The sequence below is a fragment of the Streptomyces sp. Q2 genome (genome assembly GCF_056820935.1).
The window spans coordinates 157,958-170,139 of record NZ_JBXEJE010000011.1 but is presented as its reverse complement, the minus strand read 5'-3'; the positions used below and the strand labels follow the sequence as shown (position 1 = coordinate 170,139).

11 protein-coding genes and 1 pseudogene are annotated in these 12,182 nt (G+C 70.1%); 5 read left to right on the top strand and 7 right to left on the bottom strand.

The features are described from left to right. Positions 1–15 precede the first annotated feature (15 nt). Positions 16–1,680: a tetratricopeptide repeat protein gene (locus ACWBNA_RS14520; RefSeq protein WP_482704735.1), complete on the top strand. Its 1,665-nt coding sequence runs from the start codon at positions 16–18 to the stop codon at positions 1,678–1,680. 21 nt (positions 1,681–1,701) lie between these two features. Here ACWBNA_RS14520 and ACWBNA_RS14515 read toward each other — a convergent pair whose 3' ends face one another. The 3 genes from ACWBNA_RS14515 to ACWBNA_RS14505 all read right to left on the bottom strand — a co-directional run bounded on the left by ACWBNA_RS14515 (position 1,702) and on the right by ACWBNA_RS14505 (position 3,896). Beyond that, positions 1,702–2,652: a M28 family metallopeptidase gene (locus ACWBNA_RS14515; RefSeq protein WP_482704734.1), complete on the bottom strand. Its 951-nt coding sequence runs from the start codon at positions 2,650–2,652 to the stop codon at positions 1,702–1,704. 278 nt (positions 2,653–2,930) lie between these two features. Continuing rightward, the gene (locus ACWBNA_RS14510; RefSeq protein WP_482704733.1) at positions 2,931–3,395 is read right to left on the bottom strand and encodes a VOC family protein; all 465 of its coding nucleotides are present in this window, start codon (positions 3,393–3,395) and stop codon (positions 2,931–2,933) included. A gap of 57 nt (positions 3,396–3,452) precedes the next feature. Beyond that, entirely contained in the window at positions 3,453–3,896 is a 444-nt protein-coding gene (locus ACWBNA_RS14505; protein ID WP_482704732.1) for a winged helix-turn-helix transcriptional regulator, read from the bottom strand. Between the two features lie 73 nt (positions 3,897–3,969). On the opposite strand from ACWBNA_RS14505, the pseudogene ACWBNA_RS14500 reads away from it, so the two are divergent. Then, positions 3,970–5,139, top strand: a pseudogene (locus ACWBNA_RS14500) (MFS transporter); the annotation flags it as partial. Positions 5,140–5,219: 80 nt separating this feature from the next. On the opposite strand, the gene rarD reads toward ACWBNA_RS14500, so the two are convergent. Both rarD and ACWBNA_RS14490 read right to left on the bottom strand, forming a co-directional pair. Further along, a complete protein-coding gene (rarD, locus tag ACWBNA_RS14495) occupies positions 5,220–6,170 on the bottom strand; it encodes an EamA family transporter RarD (RefSeq protein ID WP_482704785.1) in 951 nt (316 codons plus the stop codon). A 214-nt stretch (positions 6,171–6,384) separates the two neighbouring features. Continuing rightward, complete coding sequence (locus tag ACWBNA_RS14490; protein WP_482704731.1) at positions 6,385–7,239, bottom strand: SDR family oxidoreductase; 855 nt, start codon at positions 7,237–7,239, stop codon at positions 6,385–6,387. Between the two features lie 198 nt (positions 7,240–7,437). On the opposite strand from ACWBNA_RS14490, the gene ACWBNA_RS14485 reads away from it, so the two are divergent. The 3 genes from ACWBNA_RS14485 to ACWBNA_RS14475 all read left to right on the top strand — a co-directional run bounded on the left by ACWBNA_RS14485 (position 7,438) and on the right by ACWBNA_RS14475 (position 8,931). After that, positions 7,438–7,788 (top strand): winged helix-turn-helix transcriptional regulator, encoded by a 351-nt coding sequence (locus ACWBNA_RS14485; protein ID WP_482704784.1) that lies wholly within the window; start codon positions 7,438–7,440, stop codon positions 7,786–7,788. Positions 7,789–8,016: 228 nt separating this feature from the next. After that, positions 8,017–8,577: a DUF6082 family protein gene (locus tag ACWBNA_RS14480; RefSeq protein ID WP_482704730.1), complete on the top strand. Its 561-nt coding sequence runs from the start codon at positions 8,017–8,019 to the stop codon at positions 8,575–8,577. Positions 8,578–8,673: 96 nt separating this feature from the next. Then, complete coding sequence (locus ACWBNA_RS14475) at positions 8,674–8,931, top strand: hypothetical protein (protein WP_482704729.1); 258 nt, start codon at positions 8,674–8,676, stop codon at positions 8,929–8,931. A 191-nt stretch (positions 8,932–9,122) separates the two neighbouring features. Here the strand turns inward: ACWBNA_RS14475 and ACWBNA_RS14470 are convergent, their stop codons facing one another. Then, positions 9,123–10,202 (bottom strand): 2-oxoacid:ferredoxin oxidoreductase subunit beta, encoded by a 1,080-nt coding sequence (locus ACWBNA_RS14470; protein ID WP_482704728.1) that lies wholly within the window; start codon positions 10,200–10,202, stop codon positions 9,123–9,125. Next, on the bottom strand, positions 10,195–12,120 hold the full coding sequence (locus ACWBNA_RS14465) for a 2-oxoacid:acceptor oxidoreductase subunit alpha (RefSeq protein ID WP_482704727.1): 1,926 nt from the start codon (positions 12,118–12,120) through the stop codon (positions 10,195–10,197). The genes ACWBNA_RS14470 and ACWBNA_RS14465 overlap by 8 nt, the downstream gene beginning before the upstream one ends. Between the last annotated feature and the right edge of the window lie 62 nt (positions 12,121–12,182).

Sequence of the window (12,182 nt, the reverse complement as noted above, 5' to 3'; positions counted from 1 at the left end):
CGAGTGAGGGAACCGATGGCTCGACTCAGCCGCGACAAGAAGCGGGACCAGCAGCGCGCCGTGTCCCCGGCCGCCCCGGCGGCGGCACCGATCGACGTCCACGTCCCGGCGTCCGGCCCGGGCGCGGGCGCGGCGTGGATCGGTGCCATACGGATCGTCGCGGCCCCCGGCGAGGAGGTCCAGCAGGCCGTCCTCACCCACCTCCACCACCTCGCCGCCGACACCGGCCACGCCGTCCTCGCCACGATCCGCGACGAGCGCATCGGCTACGTCGTCCCCCTCCAGGTCGACCCGGACGGCGCGAGCCGCTTCACCGAGGACCCGACGCCGCTGGCTCCGCCGGTGGAGCGGGGATCTGCCGCGGGGGTCGACTCCAGAGGGACGGGGACGGGCACGGGGACTCCGGCATCGGGGGCGGGGGACTCGGGCCGGCCCGGGGTGCCTGCGGAGGGGCAGCAGCCCCGGCATGATCTGCCCACCCACCTTCTACGGCCGGTCGACGAGCCCGTGCGGGACGCGGTCCCCACGTTCCGGATGCGGGCGGTTCCGGAGGCGGAGCCGGGCGACGCGGCGGGCCCTGGCTTTCCTCCGGGCGCGGCTGCCGAGCCTGAGCCGCGAGTAGGCACGGCCACCGCGTTTCCGCCGGCGGCCGGGGAGGCGCCCCACGCCGGTGGAACGTCTCCGACCGGGGAGCTGCCCCATGCCGGTGGATCCACCCCGGCTGAGGGGGCGCCCTCGGCCGGTGGGTCGTATCCGGCCGACGAGTCGTATCCGGCCGGGGAGTCTTCCTCGGCCAGTGGGTCGTCCTTCGCTGCCGGAGAGGCGTATGCGGCCGATGAGTTGCATCCCGCCGAAGGGTCGTCGCCCGCCGTTGCACCGCCGTCGACCGGGTACTCCCCACCCGCCGGCCACTCCCCGCCCACCTTCCCCCTCCGCGCACTCCCGGATCCGCCCACCGGTCACGCCCCGGGCACGGTCGTCCCGCCCACCGGCGAGTTCGGGCCGCCACCGGTGATGGACGCGAGGCCGGACACCGTGAGCCCCGTGGAACCTCCCCCCTCCGCCCCTCCCGTACGGCCTTCCCCGTCCGTCACCCCCTTGCTCCCCGACCTCGGTCGTGAACCCGAACCCGACCCCAAGCCCACCCCGCCCCGCGGCTTCGACGCCGTCGCCGAAGCCGTGCTCGGGGACGATCCGATCACCGCCCCCGGCGACGGCACCTCGCCCCCGCTGCTCGCCGAGCCGTTGGCGCGGATCAACGAGGCCGTGAAGTCGGGGCGGACCGACACGGCGGTGGAGCTGGCGGACCGGACGCTGGCCGAGGCGTCGGGGACGCTGGGGCCGGAGCACCCCGAGGTGCTGCGCCTGCGCGAACTGGCCGCCTACATCGCCTACTTGGCGGGCGACCCGGTCCGTTCCTTCCAGCTGTCCCTCGATCTCGCCCACGTCCGCCACCACACGCGGGACGCGGAGGCCGCGTACGGCAACGTCCAGAGCGCGTTCACCGCCTGGCGTGCCGTACGCGATCCCCTGGTGGGCCTGGAGCTGGGACACGCGCTGATCGGCCTGTGGGCCGAGCTGACGGCCGAGGACGGTCCAGCGGCCGACGACATCGAGCAGTTGGACAAGGCCCGGGCCCGCATGGGCCGTCTCACCGAGCGTGCCGAGAACGCCCGTTGAGGCGCCCCGAGGCGCCGGGCCCTACGCCGACAGCTCCCACACCGCGTACGCGAGCGCGTCGCTGTTCCGGTTCAGGGCCGTGTCGTTGATGTTGGCGGTCGTGTCGCAGGACGAGTGGTAGCAGCGGTCGAACGCCTGCCCCGCCGTACCGCCCCACTTCGCCGCCTGCGCCGCCGACTTGGTGTTGCTCGCGCCGGTGAACAGGCCCCCGACCGGGACGCCCGCGCTCTTGAAGGGCGCGTGGTCGGAGCGGCCGTCGCCCTCGGTCTCGATCTCCGTCGGGACGCCGAGCCCGGCGAAGTAGTCCTTGAAGGTCTTCTCGATGGCCGGATCGTCGTCGTAGACGAAGTAGCCGGGGTTCGGCGAGCCGATCATGTCGAAGTTCAGATAGCCGCTGATCCGGGCGCGGTTGGCGGTGGAGAGGTTGTTGACGTAGTAGCGGGAGCCGACCAGGCCCAGCTCCTCCGCGCCCCACCACGCGAACCGCAGATGCTTGGTGGGCCGGTAGTCCGCCCGTGCCACCGCGAGCGCGGTCTCCAGCACGGCCGCCGAGCCGGACCCGTTGTCGTTGATGCCCGCGCCGGACGAGACGCTGTCGAGGTGCGAGCCGGCCATCAGGACCTGGTTGGCGTCGCCGCCGGGCCAGTCGGCGATCAGGTTGTAGCCGACGCGGCCGGAGGCGGTGAACTGCTGGATGGCCGTGGTGTATCCGGCGGCGTCGAGCTTGGCCTTCACATGGTCGAGCGAGGCCTTGTAACCGGCGCGGCCGTGCGCCCGGTTGCCGCCGTTGGCGGTGGCGATGGACTGCAACTGCGTCAGGTGCGCCTTGACGTTGGCCACGGGGATGTCGGGGGCGGCGGCCACCGCGGGCTCGGACGCGGGGGCCGCGCCGGCTATGGATCCGCCGGCCAGGAGGGAGACGGCCGCGACGACGGCGGTGGCCGTGACGCGTCCGGGAACCGAGAGCTTCATGTGGGGGGCTCCGAATTCCTTGGGAATCACAGGGATTCCACAGCGAATGGGGTGCCCGATGGTGAAGCTGAGTCTGACGCTCCGTCAAGAGCGCAATCCGGTCAGTGCTGTTCGTATAGCGGAGCGCCAGTACAGCGATGCCGGTGTAGAGAGACGCCGGTGCACAGAGACGCCGGTGTGGAGAGACGCCGGTGTGGAGAGACGCCGGTGCGGAGACACCGCCGCTGAGCGCAGCTGGTCAACGCAGCTGCGCGAAGCGGCCGCTCAGAGACAGCCGCTCATTGCACGCAGAACTCGTTGCCCTCCGGATCCGCCATCACCACCCAATCGCCCCCCGGCTCCTTCACCTCCCGCAGCACACTCGCCCCGAGCCCCGTCAGCCGCTCGACCTCCGCCGCGCGCCGCCCCTGGCCGGGATGCAGGTCGAGATGGATCCGGTTCTTGACCGTCTTCGCCTCCGGCACCCGCTGGAACAGCAGCCGCCGCCCGAGCCCGGTCCCGCTGTCCTCCTCGTACGGGTCGTCCGGGTGCCGTACGGCGACCAGGTCCCGGAAGGCGAGGCGGCCGTGGTACTCGACGGTGGCCTCGCGCGGCAAGGCGCCGATCTCCAGCAACCGCTGGATGAGCGCGTTGTTGTCCTCGGCCTGGTAGTGCAGCGCGGCCGCCCAGAAGTCGGCCTGCGCCTGCGGATCGGCGGCGTCGATGACGAGCTTCCAGTGCATGGGGGAGGGTGTCTGCGTCATGCCCACCAGTTATAGCGGCCGGGTCCGACAACGAGCCGTTCCGGCCCGCCCGCCGCGTCATCGAAGGGAAGCGGCCTCCGTTTCCCGCACGTCGTACGCGGCCCGCGCCACCGCGATCTCCTCCTGGTGTGCCTCGGTCCACTTCACCAGGGACTGGATCGTGGCGTGCAGGGTCCCGCCCAGAGGGGTCAACTCGTAGTCGACGCGCGGTGGCACCACCGGATGCACCGTCCGCTTGACCAGCCCGTCCCGCTCCAGCGAGCGCAGCGTCACGGTCAGCATCCGCTGGCTGATCCCGTCGATCTCCCGGCGCAGCTCGGTGAACCTGAGCCGCCGGTTCTCCAGCAGCGCGATGACCAGGAGCGACCATTTGTCGGCCACCCGGTCGAGGATCTGCCGTACCTGGCAGTCCTCCCGGGTGTCCCACTGGAAGGGATCGGCCTCCCCGTAGTCCACGGTGCCCGCGCAGTTACTCGGTGACTTCGAAGTGCCTTCTTCCATGTCTGTCGATGCTGCCGCAGGCTGAAGTCGGTTACAAGAGGGAACCGACCCTCACTCCCGTAACCATCCCTACATGTGGAGTACTGCCATGGGCACGCGCGCGTGGGCGCTGTTACTCGTCCTCTGCGGAACGATCTTCCTGGAGGGCATCGACGTCGCGATGATGGCGGTCGCGATCCCGTCGATCAGATCCGACCTCGGCCTGACGACCGGCACCGCGGCCTGGGTGATGAGCGCTTACGTCCTCGGGTACGCCGGTTTCACCCTGCTCGGCGGCCGGGCGGCGGACCTGCTCGGCCGCCGCCGGATGTTCCTGACCTGGCTGACCGTCTTCCTGCTCTTCTCGGGACTCGGCGGCTTCGCCACCGAGGGCTGGATGCTGGTCGTCGCCCGGTTCGTGACCGGAGTGTCGGCCGCGTTCATGACGCCGGCCGCCATGTCCCTGATCACCACGTCGTACGAGGAGGGCCCGCGGCGCGACAAGGCGCTGCTGGTGTTCGCCGGCACCGCGGCCGGCGGCTTCTCCCTGGGCCTCGTCGTCGGCGGGCTGCTCACCCAACTCGGCTGGCGGTGGGTGTTCTTCGCGCCGGTGCTGCTGGCGGGCGCGCTGCTGATCGCGGCCGTACGGCTGGTTCCGGCGCAGGACGCCCCTCTCGGCAAGCGCCGCGGCTTCGACCTCCCGGGCGCGATCACCGCCGCCGGCGCCATGCTGCTGGCCGCATACACCGTCGTACGCCTGGAACACGGTGTGGACGGCTGGCGGTCGACCGTGGCGGCGGCCCTCGGGGCGCTGCTCCTGGCCGGTGTCTTCGTCGCCGCCGAGCGGCGCGCGGCCGACCCGCTGGTCCGGCTCGGCATCCTGCGGACGGGCTCGGTGGTGCGCGCGGACCTGGGCGCGCTGCTGTTCGTCGGGGCCTTCTTCGGCTTCCAGTTCGTGGTGACGCTGTACTTGCAGGAACTGCGCGGCTGGTCCTCGCTCCAGACGGCGATCGCCCTGGTGGTCATGGGATGCGACGCGGTGCTGGCCCCGACCCTCACCCCGAAGCTGGTCGCCCGGTTCGGCAACGCCCGGGTGATCGTCGGCGGCTTCGTGCTGGCGGTCGTCGCCTACGGGCTGTTCCTGCCGGTCGGCATGGACTGGTCGTACGCCGCGATGTTCCCGACGCTGATCATCGCGGGCACGGCCTTCGCGTTGGCGTACGGGCCGCTGGCGATTGCGGCGACGGACGGGGTCGACGCGTCCGAACAGGGGCTGGCGAGCGGGCTGCTGCACACCGCCACGCAGTTCGGCTCGGCGATCGGGATCTCGGCGGTGACGGCCGTCTACGGCTTGGCGTCCACCGGGTCGGGGCCCGAGGCGACGCTCTCGGCCTTCCGGGTGGCACTCACCGTGCCCGTCGGGATGGTGGCGCTGGGCTTGTTCATCTCGGCCCTGAGCGTGCGGGCGGAGCGGCGGGCGCCTCGCAGGGCGTCCCAGGTGAGCAGCGTCAGCGCCAGCCAGACCAGCGCGAACCCGGCCCAGCGCTCGGGCGGCATGGCCTCGTGGAAGTAGAGGATGCCGAGCAGGAACTGGAAGACCGGAGCCAGGTACTGCAGCAGCCCCAGCGTCGACAGGGGCACGCGGATCGCGGCCGCGCCGAAGCAGACGAGGGGGAGTGCGGTGACGATGCCGGTCGCGGCGAGGAGGGCGGCGTGGCCGGCGCCCTCGGTGGTGAAGGTGGCATCTCCCTGTCCGCCCAGCCACAGCAGATAGCCGAGCGCGGGCAGGAACTGGATCGCGGTCTCCGCGGCCAGCGACTCGACGCCGCTGAGATTGACCTTCTTCTTCACCAGGCCGTACGTGGCGAAGGAGAAGGCGAGGGTGAGGGAGATCCACGGCGGTCGGCCGTAGCCCACGGTGAGCACCAGGACGGCGGCGAGACAGACGCCGACCGCCGTCCACTGCACGGGCCGCAGCCGCTCCTTCAGGAGCAGGACGCCCATGGCGATGGTGACCAGGGGGTTGATGAAGTAGCCGAGCGAGGCCTCGACGACGTGACCGGAGTTCACGGCCCAGATGTAGACGCCCCAGTTCACGGTGATGACGGCCGCGGCCACGGTGATCAGCGCCAGCCTGCGTGGCTGGCGCAGCAGCTCACCGGCCCAGGCCCAGCGCCGGATGACGACGAGCGCGACGGCCACGAAGAGCAGGGACCACACCATCCGGTGGGCGAGGATCTCGACGGCTCCGGCGGGCTTCAGCAGCGGCCAGAAAAGGGGAACCAGCCCCCACATCCCGTAAGCGGCGAAGCCGTTCAGCAGTCCTATGTGCCGCTCGCCCCTCGGCTTCCCGCGCACGGGTCCCTCCTTCTCACGTACTGCTCGCCTGCAAGAAGGTAACGCCGTGCACCCCCGCCTGTCATGCCCGTATCGGCATACGGTCATGACAGGCGGGGTGCGGTACGTCTGTGCCGGTTCGTCTGTGCCGGTACGTCTGCGCCGGTTCGGGTCAGCCCTTGAGCGCGGTGGCGATCGCCTCGGCGAGCGGGGTGGTCGGGCGCCCGGCCAGGCGGGACAGGTCGCCGCTGGAGACGACCAGCTCGCCCTTCGCGATCGACGCGTCCACGCCGGCCAGGGTCTCGGCGAACGGCCCCGGCAGCCCGGCACCGGTCAGGATGCCGACGAGGGCGTCGGTGGAGACGGGGGAGTAGGCGATCTCCTTGCCGGTCTGCCGGCTCAGCTCGGCCGCGTACTCGGCGAAGCTCCACGCCTCGTCGCCGCCCAGCTCGTACGTCTTGTTCTCGTGCCCCTCGCCGGTCAGTACGGCGACCGCGGCGGCCGCGTAGTCGGCGCGCGAGGCGGAGGAGACCCGGCCCTCGCCGGCGGCGGCCACGACGGCGTTGTGCTCCAGCACCGGGGCGAGCTGCTCGGTGTAGTTCTCGTGGTACCAGCCGTTGCGCAGCAGCGTGTACGGCACGCCGGAGGCGATCACGGCCTCCTCGGTGCCCCGGTGGTCGTCGGCCAGCGCGGCGCTCAGGGGGCCGGGGGCGCTGGTGTAGGCGAGCAGTGCCACCCCGGCCTGCTTGGCGGCGTCGAGGACGACCTTGTGCTGGCCGACCCGGCCCTTGTCGAACTCGTTGCCGGAGATCAGCAGCACCTTGTCGCCGGCGGAGAACAGACTGTCGAAGGAGGCGGGGTCGTTGTAGTCGGCGAGCGCGATCTTCACCCCGCGGGCCGCGAAGTCGGCGGCCTTGTCCGCGCTGCGGACGACGGCGGTGATCTGCTCGGCCGGAACCTTCTCCAGCAACTGCTCCACGACGTGGCGGCCAAGGTTTCCGGTGGCTCCGGTGACAACGATGCTCATGATCTGGATCTCCTTGTGGGGTGCGGTTCCGCCACTAACCATAGGGGGTGCGCTAACTCTGCGAAAGTACCCACCTTGAAGTAAGGTACGGGCATGACAGTAAGTGACGAGGCGGTAAGCGCACCTCTGCCGGCGAGCGCACCTCTGCCGGCGAGTGCGCCTCTGGTGACGAGCGCACCTCTGGTGGCCGGCGAGGCGATGTGCCCGCACCGCCTGATCCTGGAACACGTCACCAGCCGCTGGGGCGTGCTGGTCCTGATCGCACTCCTCGACCGCCCCCACCGCTTCAGCGAACTGCGCCGGGCCATCGGCCGCGTCAGCGAGAAGATGCTCACCCAGACCCTCCAGACGCTGGAACGCGACGGCCTCGTCCACCGCGACGCCAAGCCGGTCATCCCCCCGAGAGTCGACTACTCCCTCACTGGCCTCGGCCGCGAGGCGGCAGAGCAGGTGCGGGGGCTGGCGATGTGGACCGAGGAGCGGATGACGGAGGTGCTGAAGGCGCGGGAGGTGTACGACGCGCGCAGGAACGCCTCTGATCAGGGCTGATGCGTCCGGCGCCGGCCGAACGAACGAATGCGGACGGCGCCCGCGGGGCACACGTATGGCAGGGCGCCGGTCGATGTGAGCCTCACGTCCTCCAATGCGCCCTCCCTCCGCCTCCCACGCCGACTTGAGCCGCAGGGCACGCTGGTAGCGGAGTGCCACGCCCACTGTGCACCGGCCTCGATGCCACCGATCGGCGCACGGTGACCGGATCCAGGGGGACGCCTTGACATGGGCACACAGAATTTGGCCGCGTGGAGGATCGGCTTCGCCGTGGTGGCGGGGCTGGGCAGGATGCGGGCTCCCTTCGCGCGCGGGGGCCACCTTCGAGGCAGAGGGAAGCTCTCGCCCGAACTCGGCCGACAGCTCGCCGACCTGACCGACGAACTGCGCAAGTCGAACCTGATCCAGTACCACCGTCTGATCACGGATCAGTGGGACCGCTCCATCGACGATCCCTCACTCGGTGTCGCGCTGAGTACCCTCGTCGGCATCTCCGACCATGAGCGCCGGCAGATGCTCTTCGTCAACCGCGTCTACCAGACGATCCTCCTCGGTTACCGGGTCGGCACCATGAGCTGGGACGAACTGCACGGCCACCTGAGGATGTTGGCCCGCAACGAGGTCTTCACCGCCTACTGGGAGCGCACCGCCGAGCATCGGCTGAGCCTGCCGGAGGATTCCTGGGAGAGTCGCGTCGGTGCCTCGGTCGATGTCCTCGTGGACGAACTGGCGGAAGATCCGGACGAGTGGTGGGTCGTGGGCGGGGCACCCGATGCCCCGATCGACTGATCGGCAGTCAACTGTGCACCGTGGGGTTACGTCGATCGGGTGATAGTCGGCGTGTTTGTATGACTGACGCTGTGTCGTGGAAGCCAGTATCTGACGGTGCGTAATGATCTCGCTTCCTCCAGAATCGTCCGTCGTCTTGGCAGTTCACCGCGCCAGCGGGGCAGCGTGACCGGCGAATCCTGTCCCGACCTGTTTCTCCTGGACGATGGTGACTTCGCTGTCATCGGTGCCGAAGCCACGGCCACGCTTGAATCCCGCTTGCCTCCCGGCGTCGTCCGGGGCCCCCATGAACGCATCGTCGTGGTCAGCCGTGAGACCTTCGTTCACGCCAAGAAGGACATCCCTGAAAGGTGACAGGTCGGTTCGCGTCGAAGCGGCGACGAACACCCCGAGGCCAGGTCCGTTCGCCTCGCCGCGCGACGCAACGGCGACAGGCGACACCTGCGTCCCGGCATCTTCCGAGCTCAGCGACGGCTAGAGGCGTGACAATCAAGGGCCTGGGCGTCTTACGACACCCAGGCCCCGGAGGGCGGGAAAGTGACCCGTCAGCCCACGACCGTCCAGGTGTCCCCGCCCGCCAGCAGCGCCCCCAGGTCGCCCTTGCCGTTCTGCTCGATGGCCGTGTCGAGCTGGTCGGCCATCTGGGTGTCGTACACGGGGCGGTCCACGGAGCGGAGGACGCCGATGGGGGTGTGGTGGAGGGTGTCCGGGTCGGCCAGCCGGGACAGTGCGAAGGCGGTCGTGGGGGACGCGGCGTGGGCGTCGTGGATCAGGACGTCCGCTTCGTTGTCGGGGGTCACGGTGATCACCTTGAGGTCGCCGCTGGCCGGGTCGCGTACGACGCCGCGTGTGCCGTCGGTGCCGAAGCGGATGGGCTGCCCGTGTTCCAGGCGGATCACCGCCTCCTGGGCCTGCTGCTTGTCCTTCAGCGCCTCGAAGGCGCCGTCGTTGAAGATGTTGCAGTTCTGGTAGATCTCGATGAGGGCGGTGCCGGGGTGGGCGGCGGCCTGGCGCAGGACCTCGGTGAGGTGTTTGCGGTCCGAGTCGATGGTGCGGGCGACGAAGGAGGCTTCGGCGCCGATCGCCAGGGAGACCGGGTTGAACGGGGCGTCCAGGGAGCCCATCGGCGTCGACTTGGTGATCTTGCCGACCTCGGAGGTGGGGGAGTACTGGCCCTTGGTGAGGCCGTAGATCCGGTTGTTGAAGAGCAGGATCTTGAGGTTGACGTTGCGGCGCAGGGCGTGGATCAGGTGGTTGCCGCCGATCGACAGCGCGTCCCCGTCGCCGGTGACGACCCATACGCTCAGGTCGCGCCGGGAGGCCGCCAGGCCCGTGGCGATGGCGGGGGCCCGGCCGTGGATGGAGTGCATGCCGTAGGTGTTCATGTAGTACGGGAAGCGGGAGGAGCAGCCGATTCCGGAGACGAAGACGATGTTCTCCTTGGCCAGGCCCAGCTCCGGCATGAAGCCCTGGACCGCGGCGAGGATCGCGTAGTCACCGCAGCCGGGGCACCAGCGCACTTCCTGATCGGACTTGAAGTCCTTCATGGACTGGCGGGCCTCGGCCTTGGGAACGAGCGAGAGCGCCTCGACCGTGCCCGTGCCTTCCGTGGACGTCTCAGCCATCGATGGCCTCCTTCAGAGCCTTGGCGAGCTGTTCTGCCTTGAACGGCATGCCGTTGACCTGGTTGTAGGAGCGGGCGTCGACGAGGTACCTCGCCCGGACGAGGGTGGCGAGCTGACCGAGGTTCATCTCGGGGATCACCACCGTGTCGTAGCCCTGCAGGACGGTGCCGAGGTTGGAGGGGAAGGGGTTGAGGTGGCGCAGGTGGGCCTGCGCGATGGACTCGCCGGCGGTGCGCAGCCGCCGTACCGCTGCCGTGATCGGTCCGTAGGTGGAGCCCCAGCCGAGTACCAGGGTGCGGGCGCCGTGCGGGTCGTCGACCTCGATGTCGGGGACGTCGATCCCGTCGATCTTGGCCTGGCGGGTGCGGACCATGAACTCGTGGTTGGCGGGGTCGTAGGAGATGTTGCCGGTGCCGTCCTGCTTCTCGATGCCGCCGATGCGGTGCTCCAGGCCCGGCGTGCCGGGAATCGCCCACGGACGCGCCAAGGTCTGCGGGTCGCGTTTGTAGGGCCAGAAGACTTCGGTGCCGTCGTCCAGGGTGTGGTTGGGGCCTTGGGCGAACTGCACGCGCAGGTCGGGGAGTTCGTCGAGGTCGGGGATGCGCCAGGGTTCGGAGCCGTTGGCGAGGTAGCCGTCGGAGAGGAGAAAGACGGGGGTGCGGTAGGCCAGCGCGATGCGGGCTGCTTCCAGGGCGGCGTCGAAGCAGTCGGCCGGAGTGCGGGGGGCGACGATGGGGACGGGTGCTTCGCCGTTGCGGCCGTACATGGCCTGCAGCAGGTCCGCCTGCTCGGTTTTGGTGGGCAGGCCGGTGGAGGGTCCGCCGCGCTGGATGTCGATGATGAGCAGGGGCAGTTCCTGGGAGACGGCCAGGCCGATGGTCTCGCTCTTGAGGGCCACGCCCGGTCCGGAGGTGGTGGTCACGGCGAGGGAGCCGCCGAAGGCCGCACCCAGGGCGGCGCCGATGCCGGCGATCTCGTCCTCGGCCTGGAAGGTGCGGACGCCGAAGTTCTTGTGCCGGCTCAGCTCGTGCAGGATGTCGGAGGCCGGGGTGATCGGGTAGGAGCCGAGGAAGAGGGGCAGGTCCGCCTGGCGGGAGGCGGCGACCAGTCCGTAGGACAGGGCCAGGTTCCCGGAGATGTTGCGGTAGGTGCCGGTGGGGAAGGCCTTGGTCGCGGGGGCGATCTCGTAGGAGACGGCGAAGTCCTCGGTCGTCTCGCCGAAGTTCCAGCCCGCGCGGAAAGCGGCGATGTTCGCGGCCGCGATGTCGGGCTTCTTGGCGAACTTCGACTTCAGGAATCTCTCGGTGCCCTCGGTCGGCCGGTGGTACATCCACGACAACAGACCCAGCGCGAACATGTTCTTGCTGCGCTCGGCCTCCTTACGCGACAGGTCGAAGTCCTTGAGTGCCTCGACGGTGAGCGTGGTCAGGGGCACCGGATGGAGGTGGTAGCCGTCGAGCGAGCCGTCCTCAAGGGGCGAGGCGGCGTACCCGACCTTCTGCATCGCCCGCTTGGTGAACTCGTCCGTGTTGACGATGATCTCCGCGCCGCGCGGCACATCGGCGATGTTCGCCTTCAGCGCCGCCGGGTTCATCGCCACCAGCACGTTCGGCGCGTCGCCCGGCGTGAGGATGTCGTGGTCGGCGAAGTGGAGCTGGAAGGACGAGACGCCGGGCAGGGTGCCGGCGGGGGCCCGGATCTCGGCCGGGAAGTTCGGCAAGGTCGACAGGTCGTTGCCGAAAGCCGCCGTCTCCGAGGTGAAACGGTCACCGGTGAGCTGCATACCGTCACCCGAGTCACCCGCGAAACGAATGATCACCCGGTCCAGGCGGCGGACATCCTTCACCCCTGCCGCTTTGCGCTGCTCTCCCACGACGGTTCCGTCGGCCTGCTCCGCTGGACTACTGACCTGCGTCACTGAACTGGACCTCCCTCGAGGCGGCTGTCTGGGACGGACCTTCCCGCAGGCCCTCCCAGGAT